The 18,784-nt window shown below is 32.0% G+C and carries 12 protein-coding genes; 9 read left to right on the forward strand and 3 right to left on the reverse strand.

The genetic code is table 4. The features are described 5' to 3' along the window. Window position 1: 1 nt before the first annotated feature. The 4 genes from NPA09_RS00455 to NPA09_RS00470 all read left to right on the forward strand — a co-directional run bounded on the left by NPA09_RS00455 (window position 2) and on the right by NPA09_RS00470 (window position 10,584). The gene (locus tag NPA09_RS00455; protein WP_129722460.1) at window positions 2-2,110 is read left to right on the forward strand and encodes an MSC_0620 family F1-like ATPase-associated subunit; all 2,109 of its coding nucleotides are present in this window, start codon (window positions 2-4) and stop codon (window positions 2,108-2,110) included. A gap of 1 nt (window position 2,111) precedes the next feature. Beyond that, window positions 2,112-3,698 carry an MSC_0619 family F1-like ATPase alpha subunit gene (locus NPA09_RS00460; protein WP_256541832.1) on the forward strand — a complete coding sequence of 529 codons (1,587 nt, stop codon included), beginning with the start codon at window positions 2,112-2,114 and terminating at the stop codon, window positions 3,696-3,698. Next, complete coding sequence (locus tag NPA09_RS00465) at window positions 3,683-5,068, forward strand: MSC_0618 family F1-like ATPase beta subunit (protein ID WP_129722457.1); 1,386 nt, start codon at window positions 3,683-3,685, stop codon at window positions 5,066-5,068. Before NPA09_RS00460 ends, NPA09_RS00465 begins: the two co-directional genes overlap by 16 nt. 305 nt (window positions 5,069-5,373) lie before the next feature. Continuing rightward, window positions 5,374-10,584, forward strand: a complete 5,211-nt coding sequence (locus tag NPA09_RS00470; RefSeq protein ID WP_129722454.1) for a beta-N-acetylglucosaminidase domain-containing protein — start codon at window positions 5,374-5,376, stop codon at window positions 10,582-10,584. Between the two features lie 52 nt (window positions 10,585-10,636). Here NPA09_RS00470 and NPA09_RS00475 read toward each other — a convergent pair whose 3' ends face one another. Beyond that, window positions 10,637-12,250 carry a PTS transporter subunit EIIC gene (locus NPA09_RS00475; RefSeq protein WP_256541833.1) on the reverse strand — a complete coding sequence of 538 codons (1,614 nt, stop codon included), beginning with the start codon at window positions 12,248-12,250 and terminating at the stop codon, window positions 10,637-10,639. Further along, complete coding sequence (locus tag NPA09_RS00480; protein WP_129722448.1) at window positions 12,250-12,513, reverse strand: hypothetical protein; 264 nt, start codon at window positions 12,511-12,513, stop codon at window positions 12,250-12,252. The genes NPA09_RS00475 and NPA09_RS00480 overlap by 1 nt, the downstream gene beginning before the upstream one ends. Before the next feature lie 240 nt (window positions 12,514-12,753). Between NPA09_RS00480 and NPA09_RS00485 the strand changes: the two genes are divergently transcribed. Further along, entirely contained in the window at window positions 12,754-14,901 is a 2,148-nt protein-coding gene (locus NPA09_RS00485; RefSeq protein ID WP_129722445.1) for an ATP-dependent Clp protease ATP-binding subunit, read from the forward strand. Between the two features lie 10 nt (window positions 14,902-14,911). Here NPA09_RS00485 and NPA09_RS00490 read toward each other — a convergent pair whose 3' ends face one another. Then, entirely contained in the window at window positions 14,912-15,796 is an 885-nt protein-coding gene (locus tag NPA09_RS00490) for a UTP--glucose-1-phosphate uridylyltransferase (protein WP_129722442.1), read from the reverse strand. Window positions 15,797-15,870: 74 nt separating this feature from the next. Between NPA09_RS00490 and NPA09_RS00495 the strand changes: the two genes are divergently transcribed. From NPA09_RS00495 to NPA09_RS00510, 4 genes are read left to right on the forward strand one after another with little or no spacing between them, the layout of a single operon-like run. Then, window positions 15,871-16,299, forward strand: coding sequence for a transcription antitermination factor NusB (locus NPA09_RS00495; RefSeq protein WP_129722439.1), 429 nt, complete (start codon window positions 15,871-15,873; stop codon window positions 16,297-16,299). Beyond that, entirely contained in the window at window positions 16,280-17,026 is a 747-nt protein-coding gene (locus NPA09_RS00500; protein ID WP_129722436.1) for a TlyA family RNA methyltransferase, read from the forward strand. The genes NPA09_RS00495 and NPA09_RS00500 overlap by 20 nt, the downstream gene beginning before the upstream one ends. Then, complete coding sequence (locus tag NPA09_RS00505; RefSeq protein ID WP_129722433.1) at window positions 17,004-18,158, forward strand: aminotransferase class V-fold PLP-dependent enzyme; 1,155 nt, start codon at window positions 17,004-17,006, stop codon at window positions 18,156-18,158. The genes NPA09_RS00500 and NPA09_RS00505 overlap by 23 nt, the downstream gene beginning before the upstream one ends. Window positions 18,159-18,216: 58 nt before the next feature. Further along, the gene (locus NPA09_RS00510; protein WP_165036239.1) at window positions 18,217-18,768 is read left to right on the forward strand and encodes a thermonuclease family protein; all 552 of its coding nucleotides are present in this window, start codon (window positions 18,217-18,219) and stop codon (window positions 18,766-18,768) included. Window positions 18,769-18,784 lie beyond the last annotated feature (16 nt).

Here is an 18,784-nt window from a genome sequence, read left to right on the forward strand (position 1 = left end):
GATGAAAATGAAAAAATATTTAAAAATTATCGTCCCCTTATTGGTTGGAACTTCAAGTTTTACATTGTCTTTTAGTCCTAATGCCGCAGTAGCTCAAAATAGCGCACGCACCAATCAAATTAGTCCTCAATTTGATACCTTTGAAGCGAAAGCAAAAACCGAAATTGAAAAAGCAATTAAAAATTCAGTTGATAAAATTCTAATTTTCTTAGATGCAGAGCTTGCTAAATTAAAAGATCTTAATGCACAAGCAGATGAAGAATATATTAAAAAGCTAGAAAGAAAGATTCATTTAACAACCCTAAAAAGTTTTTTCACCGATAATAAATCAGACATCATATCAAATTATCAAAAATACGGTTTTAAGGTGATTTTCCCTTACATTATTTCAAAAGAAAAAAAATACTCAAACGGAAAAATTAAATATGATGGTGAAACTTATACAGATATCAAAATAGGAAACTCGACTAGTCTAGACTATTCAGAAGTACTTGATAAAGATAAAGATTTATTACTCAGAGAAAAACAGGAAGACAATTTTCTATCAAATGAAAAGTTTGTCAAATTAATTCAAAAATATGCTGCCGATTTAGAAAAAGAAATTATAGAAATTATCTTTTCGCAAAACGATATTCTGAAAATAGGTAAAGATATTTTCTTTGTTGAAAAAGAATTTAATAACCCAAGCACACCAGGTGTTAAAATAAATAGTTTTTCAATAACAACACCACAAGGCTACGCGAGCTGAAATGAATACTTTATTAAAAAAATTACAAATCGTTATGTTCATTTTGATTTAAGGCAAAATCAAGACTCATACGAGCAAGAAGAAGAGCCGCAGCCACAACCATCGACTCCACCAAATGTACCACCAATTGTACCTAATAAGCCACCAGTTGACCCCAAAACAAACGACCCTAAACAAATACCAGAATCGATTTTGTCACTGGAACCATATGTGTCTTATAAATACTCAAACATTGCACCCAAAGATTTAAAATCGTTGTTTGATAGTTTATCAGTAGATAAAAAGACAGATTTTTTCTTTTTTATCAATCCAATCAATACAAGATTTGATTATGTTGTTGAAAGTATTAATGTTAAGGGCGAAAAACTAATTTTATCGATTAAAATTACTGATAAAAGCAAACCTGAATTATCACGAAAGTACTTGATTGAGAAAACTAATTTTTCATATGTTAACAATAAAGCTGTTCATTTCTTACTGAAAAAACAAAATGATAATCTAGCTAAGAAATTTGGTTTATTGTATAAGTCGCTTGGTCTTGATGAAAACATTAACTATCCATTACTTGCTAATGATAGTTTACAAAGCGCGTTGTTCGATATGGTAAATTTAGCAACAGCTATGGTTAATGACCAAAAGTTTACTGAAAAGTGAAATGCAATTGTTGCAAAGTATGCAAAAGACAACTTATCATATGAAGACAACGATAGTTCACTAATTAATTCAAGCAACGAAGTTTTTGACACACTAATTAATGGTTTATCACATTCTAAAATAAATGAAGAACCATTTTGAAATTCATTAATAAACGCATTTGAGATTATTAAAAACGACTTAAAAGCAATCGCCGCATTTGAAGCAAACAAGCAGGCTGTTAATGAGAAATTTAATCAACATAATTTGAGTACAACAGTTATTGATAAATTATTTAATATTTTGGATCTAAGTATTTTAAGACTAAAAGCCGTTTCTCGAGATTGAACAAAAAACTTTAATTTAGAAGATTGATTTAATGAATACACACAAAAGATTAAAGATGTTAAAGAACATTTTGATATTCTTAAAGTTCTATTAATTCCAAATAAGGTACAAGCAAATTCGCAAGAGCATACTGATTTGCTTAATAGTTATAAAATGGCAAATGAAAAAATTAGTAAATATAAGACTAGTGAAAACAATTTAAAAATTACTTTAGCAGCAATTTTTATCACATTTGGTTTGATTTCATTGCTGGCAAGTTTAAGTGTTTATTTACTTAAACGTCGCAAAAACACAAAATTAATTTTCATAATTTTGACAATTGTCTCAACAATTGTAAGTCTAATTGGTGTTATCTTACTAATACTAGGATTGAAAGGATAAAATGACGCAAAAAAATACAAAAACTAGTACGCGAAAAAGCGTTACTAAAAAAGATATGCCAAAAGTAAGCGCTATTCATGATTACATCATTGAAGTTAGTGGTAATTTTGACTATAAACAACAGCAAGTGTTTAGTTCGAAAACAAATCCAAAAGTTAAGTTGTTTTTAGTTAGCGCTACTGAAGGTGTCGCTTATTTATTAGGTAATGAAGAAGCTAGAAAGTTATCGATTGGCGAAGAGATTTGCATTTCTAATGATAATAATGAAGTTTTCACTGCTAAGGAACATTTTGGTAAAGTAATTGATATTTATGGCAATGTCGTTTTACCAACTAAACAAGCAATAGTCCAACCCAAGGGCGTCGAGACAACGGAAATGTTTAAGTTAGCACATAATTTAATGAACGTTAAGAAATTAAATGAGCAGTTGTACACAGGAATTACTTGCATAGACTTATTGATTCCAATAGGAAAAGGACAAAGAGAATTAATTATTGGTGATCGTCAAACTGGTAAAACGCACATTGCACTTAATACGATTATTAACCAAACCAAAAAAGGTGTCAACTGTGTTTATGTTGCAATTGGGCAAAAACGTGAAAATATCTCAAAAATTTATAATACATTAGATGAGTATGGGGCCTTGCCGCACACAATAATTGTCGATGCGCCAGCAACTAGTGCTTATGAACAATATTTAGCTCCATATGTGGGAATGGCACATGCTGAAAATATAGCTAAAAACAATGATGTTTTAATTGTGTTCGATGATTTAACCAAACACGCCAACATTTTCCGTGAAATAGCATTATTAAGTAATCGACCTGTTGGTAAGGAAGCGATGCCTGGCGATATGTTTTTTGCGCATTCACAATTATTAGAAAGAGCTGGTTCATTTGTTGATAAAAAAACTATTACCGCTTTACCAATTATTCAAACCATTGATAATGATATTACAAGTTTAATTGCATCAAATGTGATTTCAATTACCGATGGACAAATTGTGACAAGTTCTAAGTTGTTTGCACAAGGAATTTTGCCAGCAATCGATATTGATTTCTCAGTTTCTAGAACTGGATCAAGTGTTCAAGATCGTTCGATGACAAAGATTGCTGCCGAAATCGGGAAAACATATAAACAATATAAAAGACATTTAAAATTATCAGTTCTTGACTATGAACTCAATAAAGAAATTGCCAACTTAATGTACAAAGGTAAAATGATTGATAAATTATTTGCACAACGTGGTTTCTCATTATATTCATACAATTTTGTTTTATTAATGACCAAAATTATTAGTTGATCACTAATTAAAAATATTAAAGATGAACAAAAAAGTTTAATGTTTATTAATGAATTTATCAATAACTGTGAAGAAGGCGCAAAACAATTTTCTTTAATTAAAGAAAATAAAGAATATGATGACGACCTTGTAAAAAATTATTTTGCTTTTGCGCTTAAACAATATTCAGATTTTGTGAATTTGAATTGAAAAATAGAATGCGACTATGAATTTTTACCACTGCCACAAAAGTTTTTAGAAGATACAGCATTTAAGTTAGGAGATAAACCATGAATGGAAAAATAATAAGTATCTCATCAGATGTGATTGAAGTTGAATTTGCTAAAGGTAAATTACCGTTAGTTAATCAGTTACTAACCACACACAATGGTCGTAGCTATTTTTTAGTTAAAAATATTGTTGATGAACAAGTTGCTAGGGCAGTTGTAATTTATTTAGATAAGAAAATCGCACTTTCGGATGTAATCGTTAATACAAACAAAAGTTTCTTAGTTCCGGTTGGACAATTATCAAAAAATAATATTTTTGGTTTTGATGGAGCATCACTTAACGGGGTAACGAAAACTCAACCCAAATTAATTGAGATGAATTCAATTATTAATAATAAAAGGGAAATCAACAGTAATTTTGAAATCATTGAAACCGGAATTAAAGCAATTGACTTTTTTATCCCTATTATTAAAGGATTTAAGCTAGGTATTTTTGGTGGTGCCGGTGTTGGTAAAACAGTTTTAATGAAGGAAATGATTTTCAACATTAATAACAAATACAAAAAAACATCAAATATTTTTGTTGGTTCAGGCGAACGTTCTCGGGAAGCAATCGAGTTATACGACGAACTTAAAGAATCTGATTTAATGAAAAACTCAACAATGTATATTTCGAAAATGAATGAATCGGCGGGAGCAAGAATGTCAATCGTTCCAATTGGTGTTACTGCTGCTGAATATTTGCGTGATTATGAAAAAGAAGATGTGTTACTCTTTATCGATAATATTTACCGATTCATTCAAGCTGAAAATGAAGTTAGTGCCTCACTAGGTAAAAAACCATCTGTTGGTGGTTATCAATCTACGCTTGAAAGCGATGTTGCTAATATACAAAATCGATTATTTAAAAATGAAAATGGATCAATCACATCGTTCCAAACCGTTTTCTTACCAATGGACGATTTAAGTGATCCAAGTGCTGTGGCGGTGTTTAATCATCTTGATGGAAACTTAGTTCTATCAAGGGAACAAAGTGCCAAAAACATTTTCCCAGCATTTGATCCGCTTACTAGTTCATCAAACTCAGTTGATGAAAAGATAATAGGTAAAAAACATTTTAATGCTATTATCGAAACAAGAAAAGTGTTAAAAGCTTACAAAGATTTAGAAGATGTAATTTTGATTTTAGGATTTGATGAACTTGATGCTGAAAGCAAAATTACTGTTAAAAAAGCGCTTCAACTTGAAAACTTCTTCACTCAGTATTTCTTTATGACAGAACACTTTACCAAAAGCCCTGGTCAGTATGTGACTTTAGAAGATACTGTGGAAAGCGTTGTTAGAATTTTAGAAGGTAAGTACATTAAACAAAGCCCTGAAATTTTCTCATATGTTGGTTCGGCATTAAATATTCCAACAGACGAAGAGCTAGGGTTAATTGATTAAAAAAACATCCATTTGCGGGTGTTTTTTTATATTCATTAAATGATGAAAAAACATCATTTTCTTTTTGTGAAAAAACTGCAAATTTCAAGAAAGAAGTAAAAAACGCATTTTTAACCAAAAAAATGATGGTTTTTTGTTTTTTGGAAATTTTAAAAAATGGAATAATATGGAAACATTACCTTTTTTTATTATTTTTTAATTAACGGCAACTATAATTAAGTTGTGTGTATACACACAAAAAAGAAAATAAAAAACCGTAATAAGACGGTTATTTTGTATTCCTTACTATGCAAAGGAGGTAAAAAATGACAAAACGCAAAATATTGCTACATAGTTTAATGATTCCAGTAGTTGCGGTTGGTGCTGTGGCATTTTCAGTGTCAGCAGGACAAACGCGAGGAGGAACTTCTAGTGTTCTTGATGATTATCTAGCCAAGGTAGCCACCTTAGAATATAAGGTAGATCCTGCTCCACAATCAATTACTTATGAAAATAAAGCGTTTATTATTAGCCAAGAAATCAATCTTCGTATTGATGCTAATAATACCGACGAATTTATTAACCCTCATATTCAAAACACACTTGCAATCAAACAATTGCAACTTACAACCAAAGAAGATGAAGGCATTACTAAGTTTTTAGTTGGTATTAAAGGCGGTACAGATGCTATTTCAAAAGAAATCGAAACAAAATATGCTAGCGAAATTTCGCAAAATGACTTTACTAAACACGATGCCTACACACTTATTGTTAGAGACAATGTTGTTGCTATTTTAGCAAAAGACAAACACGCACTTTTCCCAGCGTTTACAACTTTAAAGTGAGTCTTTGAAGAAGCAAACGGTTTAGCGATCAGAAACTTTGTTGTTAACGATTATGCTCACACCCAAATTCGTGGTTTTATCGAAGGTTACTATGGTATACCATGAAGCTGAGAAGATCGTAGATCATTAATGAAATTTGGTGGTAAATATAAAACTAATTCATATATTTACGCACCAAAAGACGATCCATACCATTCAAAAAAATGATATGAATTATATCCAAACGAACAATTAGAAGAAATTCGTAAAACTGTTCGTACTGGTCATGAAAATGGAGTATATTTTACTTGAACAGCACACCCTTGAATGTCATCTCAAAGAATTGACTTGAACAATAAATATGATGCTGAATTAGTAAGATTAAAAGCAAAATTCCAACAACTATATGATGCTGGAGTTAGACAGTTTGGAATTCAAGCTGATGACGTTGGTGGGGTAAGTCCTACAATCGTTGCAAAAATGATGACCGACCTTTATGATTGAGGTAAGTCTGAAGGTCGTCAAGTTGTCGGATGGACTTTCTGTCCTGATAAATATGAAGGAACAGGAAGTACTTGGTCTGGTACAGTTGCAAGACTTAAAGAATGACAATCAAAATTACCTTATGAAGATTTTCATATTTTCTATACCGGAAGCAGCGTTTTAGCGCCTGTTGCTCCTTACTCAACAAAATGATGATATGATCAAACTCCAAGTGGTAAGAAAAGAGGTCCATTATTCTGACTTAACTGGCCTGTAAACGACCCCGATTATACAGCGCTCAACTTAGGGCCTGGTACAATGCTACAAAATGGAGTACAACCAGAACACTTATCAGGTGTTGTAACAAACCCAATGCAAGAAGCAGAGTTATCGAAAATTTCGGTTGCAGCAATTTCATCATACGCATGAAATATTACAGATTTCCGTGCTTGGGAATCGTGAGAAAAGAGCTTTGAAAAAATCGAACCCGATGCACCCGAAGCCTTAAGAAAAATTGCATCTCACATTACTTCAACTAATAACCCAAACAACGGAATTAAAAATAGTGGTCGTTGAGGTGTAAGTATCAATGACGAGTCAAAACACATTCGTGATGACTTAAATAAAATTGAAACCGATCGTTCTGCTAGTACATTTGTTGAAGAAACATTTAATAAAGTATTAAATGAAGCAAGAGAAATTCAAGCAGCTGTTGCTGAGTTTAATGCAAAGACCAAAAACGAAAAACTAAAACGTGAAGTGAAAGATTTTGGTATTTCACTTGATCTTCTAGCTAAAGCAATGGAACATGGTTTACTTGCTTTTAAAGAAGTAAGATTAAGAGAACTTGATACCGTAAATCACAAAGCCGGTGATGTTGAAAACGCAGCGGTTTACCACAAAACACTTGCTAAAAAATACTTTGAACAATCACAAAATATTTGAAGATCAGATATTTTACAAGGTTGAGCTAAAGGTAAAGGTTACCCTACAGAAAGTGTTAAGGTTAAACCAGGACGTGATTATTTATTCCCATTTGTTCAAAAATTATTAAATGACTGAACAACGATTGTTACTCCCGCTTCAAGTAGTATGCCAGGTAGCGGTATTTATACAGGTCCAAGTAGTACTAATAAAATCACCCTCACACCATCTACAAACTTAAGACACTACGAAAGTAACACAATAGATAAAGCAGCTGATAATAATACGTCTACCAAGTTCTGGTCAGGTTCGGTCGCTACAGCAAACACTTCGTATTTCCTTTTAACATTTAGTAAAGCAGGAAATGTAAAATCAACCCAAATTTTTGGTGGTGAAAGCGCAATTAGTGGTGGCGACTGATTTACCAAAACCAAACTCGAGTACCAAACTACTGATGGTAATTGACACGAATGAGCTCAATTTACATCTCATGAATTTGAAAAAACAGAAACATCCCCTCTTAAAGATGTAAAAGCATTGCGAATGACGCCATTAGAAGTCAACAGCAATTGAATCCAACTTCGTGAATGAAAAGTAACATTTGTTGATGTTACAGCTCCTGACCCAAGTAATTATCCATCACAAGTTAATACTAAACCATATTCAAATTTAGCAGATCCAAATAGTTATGGTGCATTCAATTACTTGCCTTTATCAGCAACATTTGTTAAACCAAATACAGCAAAGCAAATTGTGTTGAATCAAAATGAATACTATGGAATTGCGCTTTCGAAAATTTCAGAAATAACAAGTGTTGTTAATGAAATAGCAGGAACAGGTACTCAAGATCTTAAACTTGAAGGTTCGGAAAACGAGCTTGTATGAGAAGAATTTGATGCTGCAAGCGTTTCGGCTTCTGCATCGAAGAAATACCGTTACATTAGAATTATCAACAAAACAGCAAATCCAATTACATTTGATTTAAATAACTTTAAACTAGTAATTAAAGATAATGTTATAAGTGATTTCACTGGTTGAAATTTAATTAAGAATGAATGAGGTACTGAGGCTGATGGTATGCTTCTATCACATCTATTAGATGGAGATATATCGACCCCTGCTAAATTAAATAGAAACCAAACAGCTGGCAATGAAATTATCGTTGATTTAATAAATCCAGTTGATGTAAAGAATTTCAAAATCTGACAACACAAAAATAATATCGACTACTTACGTGATGCAGAAATTTTCTTATCAGCTGATAATAATGATTACACAAAAGTTATTACTATTGGTGATGGTCAACCAAACGCACAAGGTGATGGCGACTTAGCAGAAATTTATACCAAGAAACGTGGCGAATATAATTATTTAGAAGCTGCTGATCTTGATTTAAAAGGTATTAGATATGTAAAAATTAGATTCACTGCTAGTTATTCATACCGTTGAGCACAACTCAATGAACTAGAATTTAATGATGAACTTCAATTGCCAATTGTAAATCATAAATATGTTTCAGCAGACTGAGAAGCTGAATCAAAACATTATGGCAAATTATTTGATGTTAATGGTGTCTTTGTTTCAGAAAAAGAAACCGGTAGTCTCGAAGTTAAAGCCGACAACTTAGAAGAAACAACATACAACACCCTTTGAATTCAACAAGAAGCTGGTTACATCTCAAATGCTAATGTGACATTAAAAGTATTTAATAAAGCCACTCAAGAAATTGAAGAAATTAATGCTGGTACACTTGCTGATGAAATTAATATTTTCAGAGTTGATGACACGACATATAATCTTCTCTCATATAAACTAGACTATACATCAAAATTACATATTAAACGTGTTGTAAAAACTAAAGATTCTACAGATCCAAACTATACAAACCTAGATGCAGAATTAACCAAAGAATCAACAATAAATAAAGAAAAATGAACAAAAAATCAAAAAGATGTTGTTAAACGTGTCGTTGATCGTGCAAAAGAAATGAAGGCAAAAAATCTTGGTACACAAGCAACAGTTGATTCGATAACAGCACAACTTAAATATTTATTAACCTACCCAGATCTAAAAGTTGATGTATCAGCTCTTGAAGCATTAGTTCTTAAAGATGCAAGTCTATATACACCTAAATCGTATGATGTATATCTAAGGGCATTCAATCTTGTTCAAGACGCACTAAAAGATAAAGAAAACTTAACAGCACACGAAGTTGAAGTTCTAACAACTAGAATTACTACTGCTGAAGCAGGATTAATTTATGAATTAAAAGAATACCAACTCGCATTAGAAGCATATGATACTCACCTTAACAATTTAAATACAATTCTTGAATCTGATTTCATAAGTGGTTACCAAGAATTTAAGACTGCTCTTGAAACACTTAAAACAACATTAGATATTCCTAATACTGGCGAAGTTACTTCACCATTAACATTTAAAAAACAACGTGAACAACTTGAAGCAGCCTTTAAGAATCTTGTAGTTGATAAAAATGTTGACACTTCAGAACTAAAAACAATTCAAGAAGAATTAGCATTATTAAAAGATACTGAAGTTGTTGAATGCGGTTTATCGAGTACACTTGATGCCCAAATCGAAAAAGAATTAGCTGATCTTGAAACCTATATTGTCAACCCAATTAAATCAAGATTATCTTCGGTTAAAACACACGGAGAAAACCTATTAACTTCAGTAAAAGATCAAATTAAAACAAAACAAATTGAAGCTCTAAATAGTGTTCTAAGTGATGTATCTGCTTTAGAAACAAATAACAAAGTTGTAAACAACCAAGCAAAAATTACCGAGCTAAAGAATAAAGTTACCGATAAAATTGCTAACTGAGAATCAATTAAAAATGGCCGTGATTCAATTAATGAATTTACTGCTGAATGCCAAAAATACTACAAACAAAATGAATTCTGATTAGAAGTAGAGCCAATTTATAAAAAATTAGAAGCAAAAATTTCAGAAAATAAAACATATGTAGATAAATTAACAGACGAAAAATACAAAGATATCAGAAAAGAACTTGAATTACAAATCAAAGATAGTGAAGATGTTCTTAAGAACTTTGAAAGCGAATGAGAAATTCAAGAAGCTCTAGTTAATTTAAGTATTAAAGAACAAGTTGCAAAAACTGTTGCGCCTATCCTTGACAAAGAGCAACCAAGCACACCAGCTCCAAGCGTAACAAAAAACACCAATGCAGTCAATGTTCTTCAAATCCTTTTATATACAGTCTTTACTATCACAATTATCGGTTTAGTTATTGTACTTATTTCTAAAGTAAGAAAAACTAAATAATAAAAATAAAAAATGAGGGCTATTAAAGTTCTCATTTTTTATTTTTTTTAGATTAATCTAAAGGTTCACCGATGTGTGATTTGATTTCGTTGTTAACGTTTTCAACATGAACACCAACTACAGCGTGCACGTATGTATCTGAAACTCTTTTAACACCGATTACACCACCTTTTTTAAGAAGGGTTTCATCAATCTTGCTTCCATCTTTAAGGGTGTATCTTAATCTTGTTGAACAGTTTTGGTAATCAACAATGTTGTCTCAACCACCAAAACCTTTAACGATGAATTTTGCTTTTTGTGAGAAACCACCAGCAGTTGCTTGTTCTACTTGTGTATCTTCTTCACTTTCAATTCTACCTGCACCACGCCCTGGGGTAGCAAGGTTTAGTTTTTTGATCATAAATCATGTTAAGAAGTAGTATACAGTAGCAGTAACAGCACCAATTGGTAATAATCATAATGGGTGTCTAATTACAGCTTCAAATCCTGTGTAGTTTGCATCGATAATTGCAAGTGATTTAGGGAAACTTAGTAAGTAGTCGAATAGACCTGCTGAGAAACCAAAACCAATTTGAATACCGAATAGTCCCACAATAAATCCAAATAATCCGGTTAATAATGCGTGAATACCATATAGTAATGGTGATACGAATAAGAATGCGAATTCGATTGGTTCAGTAATACCGGTTAAGAATGAAACAACAGCAGCACTACCAAATAATTCTATAACACGACGTTTTTGTTCTTTATCATCAGCTGTTACATAGAATGCTGCAACCATTGCTGGAAGACCAAACATCATTACTGGGAAGAAACCTGATTGGAATGTTCCGGCAGTGTTACCTTCTGGAACACCATTTAAGAAAATAAAGATATCACCAAATACATCTTTACCATCAGCTGTAAGGTGATGTCCTAATTGGAATCAGAAGATGTTGTTAGGAATATGGTGTAGACCAAATGGGATAAGTAGACGGTTAAGAATACCATATACACCCATAATTCCAGCGTTTGCATAACGGTTACCTGTTGCGTCTCCAAGCGCTTTTGAAACTATATAAATCACGTAAGCGATTCATGGGAATACAAGCGCTCAAACAAAGCTCAAGATTAAGATCGAGAAGATTGCAAGCACTGGTACTAATCTACGACCTGAGAAGAAACCAAGTACTTTTGGTAATTCAACAGATCTTGAATTGTTGTAAATTACTGAAACTAAAATTCCGGCGAGAATCCCGTTAAGGACGTTTGCTGACATAATAGCATCATATTTGTTGCCTAGTAAACCACCGAATCCTTTAGCAGCTGCGCCTTTGAATTGAATGTTTCCGTAGAAAACATCTACCAAGTTTGCGCCACCTTGTTTAAGAAGCGCCATTAACAATAGCATACCAATAAGTCCAGCAAATGCGGCTTCGCCCCGGTTATCTTTTGATAAACCAAAGGCAATTCCGACTGCGAAGAGAATTGGTAAGTTGTCAAAGACAATTGAACCACCCGTTATTACAAATTGTTGAACGAATTTAGAAAATGTAGTAGCGGTTGGAATTTCTGCTCCGACACGGAGCAAGATTGCAGCGATAGGTAATACCGCAATTGGAAACATAAGTGCTTTACCAAGGTCACCAACATAGTTAAGAATTTTTTTACCGACTGATTTAGCCATTATTTAACCTCCTTAGCTTTGCGTTTGTTAAGGAAGGAGAAAACAACAGTCACGGTAACGCTAGCGATTAATAGGAAAAGAAAAATTAGTGATAGAGCAGCTACTAAGTTGTTGCCAGCTTCTTGTCCCATGCCATCGTCAGCTAAAATTTTTGTTTTAAAAGCAAAGACAACAATTAAACCAAGCATTCAAATCCCGGTTGTAGCTCAAACAATAATTTGAACTAATTTGTCAATGCTTCAAAAGTTTTTTGAACTTGACATTTTACCTCCATTTTTTAGTATATATTAAGTCACATATACTATTAAAATTATATTTATACTTACGTGCCGAACCAAGAAAAAAGTAGTCGGCATATGGAAATTTCCACATTTTGCTCGGATTTTGCTTATTTTTTGTTAAAAATAAGAAAAAATTTACCCAATTAGTTAAGTAATAAAATTAGCAGTTAAATGATTAGAGTGCTAATTTTGTGCTATAATAAGTGCAAATGGAGGTAGAATATGGACTTTGATTTTGAGGATATTTTAGAAAAATTTGTTAAAAATAACGACTCCGGAAACAAAAAAAAATCAAGTGTACTTGCAAAGTATGGACGCAATTTAACTGATTTGGCTTTACAAAACAAGCTTGAACCAGTTATTAATCGTGATGATGAAATTCGGAGAATGATTCGGATTCTTTCACGTAAAACAAAAAATAACCCCGTGCTTGTAGGTGAACCTGGTGTTGGTAAGACCGCGATTGTTGAAGGATTAGCGAAGAAAATTGCTGAAAATAATGTTCCAGAAAATTTGAAAGGTCGTGAAATTTATGAAATTGATCTTCCGCAAATTATTGCGGGGGCAAGTTTTCAAGGTCAATTTGAAAAACGTCTTAAAGATATTTTAAAAGAAATTGAAGACTCGAATGGCGATATTATTGTCTTTATCGACGAGATTCATATGCTTGTTGGTACAGGGAAAAACGCGCAAGGTGGAATGGATGCCGCCAACATTATTAAACCATTAATGGCGCGCGGGAAAATGCACTTAATTGGTGCCACAACTTATGATGAATATCGTAAGTATATTGAAACTGACCCAGCACTTGAGCGTCGTATGCAACCAATTCAAGTTGAAGAACCAAGTGTTGAGGACACCATCACAATTTTAAGAGGGATTAAAGAAAGATTCGAAACATATCATAGCGTTAAGATTACTGACGACGCTCTTGTTGCTGCAGCAAAATTAAGCTGTAGATATATTAGCGATCGTTTTTTACCAGATAAAGCAATCGACTTAATTGATGAAGCAGCATCAACAATTAAAACCGAAATGAACTATCAGCCCGAAGAGCTTGAAAAAGCCGAACTTGAAAAAGCGCATCTAGAAATGGAAAAAGAAGCGATTAAAAAAGATGCTGATAAGAAGAAAAGATACGATGAAGTTGTTGCTCGTATTAAACAAGTTGATGGTGTTGTTGCCCATCTTAAAGATGAATGACAAAAGGAAAAATTACAACTTGAAAAGTTATCAAAATTAAATAAAAAACTTGATGATTTAAAACATATGATGAATCTTTATAGAACTGAGGGGAATTTTGCTGATGCCTCAAAAATTATGTATAAAGATATTCCAGACACGGAAAAAGAAATTGAGAAATTAAAAAGTAAAAGTAAAAAAGAGCTTGTTAAAGAAACTGTAACTGAAGAGGAAATTGCTCAGATTATTTCTAAATGAACTAAAATTCCAATTACTAAATTATTAGAAGCCGAAAAAGACAAAGTGTTAAATTTAGAAAGTATTTTAGCTAAAAGAGTTAAAGGACAAAACGAAGCAGTTGAGGCAGTTGCTAAAGCAATTGTGCGAGCAAAAGCAAATGTTAACGATCCAAATCGTCCATTTGCAAGCTTCTTGTTTATGGGGCCAACAGGTGTTGGAAAAACTGAATTAGCAAGAACTTTAGCGTACGCGCTATTTGACTCAGAAAAACAGATGATTAGACTTGATATGTCAGAGTATATGGAAAAACATAGCGTTTCAAAAATTCTGGGGGCGCCTCCAGGGTATGTTGGCTTTGATCAAGGGGGTCAACTAACTGAAAAAATTCGAAAAAATCCATACACAGTTTTATTATTTGATGAAATTGAGAAAGCTCACCCAGATGTTCTTAATATTCTTTTACAATTGCTAGATAATGGTCAAATTACCGATGCAAAAGGAAGAACAATTAACTGCAGAAACCTTATCGTAATTATGACATCAAACCTTGGTAGTGATTTGATTTTAAATAATGAATTTGACCTTAAAAAACATAAAGATATTTTATTAAAATCGTTTAAACCCGAGTTCATTAACCGAATTGATGAGATTATTACTTTCAATGCTTTAGACAATACAACTATCCGCAATATTACGGCACTAGAACTAGAAAAACTAACAGCCAGAATTCAACAAAATTCAGCAATTTCTGTTGAATTTGATTGAAAAGTGTTAGATTTTGTCTCAAAAAATGCATACGATTCACAGTTTGGTGCACGACCAATTAAACGCTTTATTCAAAATAATTTAGAAAGTTTTATAGCATACAAAATTATTGACGAAACACTCAAACCAAATAAACAATATAAAATTACATACGAGAACGACAAACTTGTAATAAAAAAATAGCATTAAGTTGCTATTTTTTTGTTTTGATAAATTCTGAAATTTTAGTATTTAAATCTTCATCATCACTACGAAGTGCGTAGTCAATGTTAGCTTTGACGAAACCTGTTGGGTTTCCTAAATCGTATCTTGTTCCTTTAATTGTTAAAGCATAAATATCTTGTTTTTTAAGAATTTCTTTAAAAGCATCTACAACTTGAATTTCTTCACCTTTGTATTCTTGTTTTTTGAGTTCGTTCATAAATTCAGGGGTGAATACATAACGACCCATAATTGCTTTTGTGGAAGGCGCGTGTTCAGGTTTTGGTTTTTCAACACCATCAACTATTTTAAAGAACTCATTATCTTTTTCATTAGCATTCACTGGTTTAACAACGCCATATTTTGATGTTTCTTTTAGTGGAACATCTTGGACACCAATAATTGTAGAGTTGGTTTTTTCGTAAAGATCAATTAATTGTCCAATAGCAGGTTTTTCTGGAGAGTAAATTAAATCATCTCCTAAAATAACTGCATAAGGTTCGGTTGCTGTTTCATATTTAATTGCTGTAGCGATCGCATGACCTAATCCAAGCTGCGCATCCTGAATAATTACGTGAATGTTTTTGTAAAGATTTGTCTTTTTGACTTCTTTAAGTAGTTCTAGTTTTTGTTTGTCTTTTAGTTCGTTTTCAAGTTCAACATTTCTTTTAAAGTATTCGTAAATTTCGTGTTTTCTTTCTGCTAGAATTAAGAAAATTTCTTCGATGCCTGCTGCATTTGCTTCTTCGATTAAATAAGAAATTGCTGGCTTATTTAAAATAGGGAGTAATTCTTTATGAACAATCTTAGTAAATGGGAGAAATCTAGTTCCTCATCCAGCGGCAGGAATAATTAATTTTTTCACTTTTGCCATCATTTAGCCTTTCTGTTTTAATTGTGCGTAATCATAATTATAAATTATTTGTCATGTAATAATTGTATAATCTTTGCATGACAACTAAAAAAACTGCACGTGAACACCGTTATGATTTGATTACTATCGTTTATCAAAACGAATTACTTGGTAAAAAAATGAATTCAAAAGCGATTTTTGAGGAGTTTGATATGTTAACTACTTTTCAAATTAAACAGATCGAAGTAATCGAAGACAAATACCTTTTTATCACAAGTATTATTAAACACTATCTTTTAGAAACATGAAAATGAGAAAAACTTAGTTGTTTACTAAGAGCAATTTTAATTGTTGGTGTTGCTGAATTGATTTATGCAAATCCAAAGATTGTCATTAATGAGATGATTGAAATCGCTAAAGATTACGATTTTGATGACAAGCAAGTGAAATTTATCAATGCAATTCTAGATAAAATCAGTAAAAATATTGAATATTTAAAAACGAAAAATGAAAATCAAGTTAATTAATTATGTGGATCAAATAATTCAGGATTTTAAAAAGTCACAAGGATTAATTCTTAGTGGCCGCGTTTTTATTAATAATGAAAAGGCTACATCACTAAACGTTTTAGTTAGAGAAAAAGATAAAGTAGAAATTTTGCAAAAAGAACATTATGTTTCTCGCGGTGCTTATAAGCTTTTACATGCGATTGAAACATGAAAATTAGATTTTAAAGATAAAGTTGTAATTGATATTGGTTCTTCGACTGGCGGATTTACTCAAGTTTCACTTGAACAAGGAGCTAAAACTGTTTATTGCGTTGATTCCGGGACGAATCAATTGGACTATAATTTAAGACAGGATGCAAGAACAATTGTGTTAGAAAACACAAACCTTAAAATTCTCGATCAAAATTTAATTCCAGATGCAATTGATTTTATTGTTTGTGATGTTTCCTTTATTAGTTTGAGAGAAGTTTTCAAGGTTGCAAAACTTTTTAAATCGAAACATCTAGAATTAATTTTGCTTATCAAGCCACAGTTTGAGGCGCTAAAAGAATTTGTGGAAGACAAAGGTGTGGTACCTGTTAAATTTCACAATGAAATTATTGAAAAAGTCAAGAATTATGACAAAGATAATTTTGCTTTTATTGCTCTTGAAACAAGTCCTATTCTTGGTAAAAAATCAAAAAATACAGAATACTTAGCTCACTTTATTCGGAAGGAAAAAAATGAATCATCAAGAAATTGTTAAATGTTTTCCAGCACGTAAACATATGACATATTTAGATTCATCAGCCCTTGCTCTTAAGCCTCAAGAAGCAATTGATGCTATGAATCATTATTTTACAAATATTTCAGTTAGCACAAGAACTCGTGATACAAAATTAGGGGTGCATGTGATTGATGTGATTGCGGAGACCCGTCAGTTGGTAGCGGATTTAGTAGATGCTAAATTTAATGAAGTTATCTTTACATCTGGAACAACTGAATCGCTTAATATGTTTGTTTATATGATTGAGCCTCTTGTTAAGGCTGGTGATGAGATTTTACTTGATGTTCTTAATCATTCTTCAAATATGGTAAGTTGAGTTGAATTGGCAAAACGTAAAAACTGCAAAATTGTTTTTAGTCATGATGTGACGCAAAGCATTACAGCAAAAACAAAGATTATTGCAATGGCGCAAAAACCAAATACTTTTATCAAACACTATGATATGAATAAGTTGTATAAGCAATGTAAGAAACAAGGCATTATTTTAGTTAATGATGCAGCGCAAGCAATTGTTAATGAAAAAGTTTCACTAACAAATTGCGATATGATTGCTTTTAGTGCGAATAAACTTTATGGGCCAACAGGATTAGGTTGCTTGATTGTTAAAGAAGATTTACTTGTTAAATTAGAGCCTGTAAAAATGGGAGGAGGAATTTTTAGTCGTATTCAAAAAGACGGTGGTCCTGTTTTTAAAACAGATGTTGCTCGTTGAGAAGCGGGGACTCCAAACGTAGCAGGGATTTTTATGTTTAATGCTTCATTAAAGTTTTTTAACAAAATTGGTTATAAACAAACTAATGAAATTTTAGAAGAACTTGCACTTTATGCCTATGAAAAACTAAGTAAAGTTAAGAATATTGAAATTTACTCACAACCCAAAGATTGCATAATTATGTTTAATATTAAAAAAGTTTTTTGTGAAGATGTTGCTCTTTATTTAGGTAAACACAATGTGTATGTTCGTAGCGGTTTTTTCTGCGCGCAATATTTACAACACGTTAAAACAGAACCTGGCTTTGTTCGTGTTTCGCTAGGAATTTATAACACAAAAGCTGATATTGACCATCTTGTTGATGTGCTATCAAAAGCAAAAAGTTATATAAATGTTTAATTTTTCATAATTTTTTCCGTTTTAGGCTAAAAATTCATTTCAAAATACATATATAAGTGTGATAAGAAAATTGATATTGTTTTGAACGGTATTTTTCAGTCCATTTTTTCTTAGTGCTTGCTCTGTAACTAGGGCCAGTGAAGTTACCAATAGTTTTGAATATGTCGTAGTCAAGAAAGTTACTGATGGTGATACGTTTATAGATACAAAAGGACAAAAATATCGGATACTAGGAATCGACGCGCCTGAAATTGGTGTTTTTAAAAATGGCAAATATGAAAAGACAACTGGTGTTAGATATTATTTTGCAAATCAAGCCAAGTTAATTTTAAGTGACCTCATTCTATACAAAAAGGTTAAAATTAAGGTTATAAAAAAAGACAAGTATGGACGCAAAGTTGTACAAATTTCAATAAATTCTACTGAAATATCGCAAAAAATGGTTTCATTAGGGCTAGCAAAAGTTGCTTATATTTCGAGTAATAAAAAAGATTATTTTTATTATTCAGATCAGGAATTTATTGAAGAACTTTATAAACTTCAACAACAAGCAATGCTCGACAATCTTAATATTTGATCTGCGAACATAGAACTTATATATCCAAGATAAAATTAATTAGTATAAT

The sequence above is a fragment of the Mycoplasmopsis equigenitalium genome (genome assembly GCF_024498255.1).
GTDB classification, from domain to species: domain Bacteria; phylum Bacillota_I; class Bacilli_A; order Mycoplasmatales; family Metamycoplasmataceae; genus Mycoplasma_H; species Mycoplasma_H equigenitalium.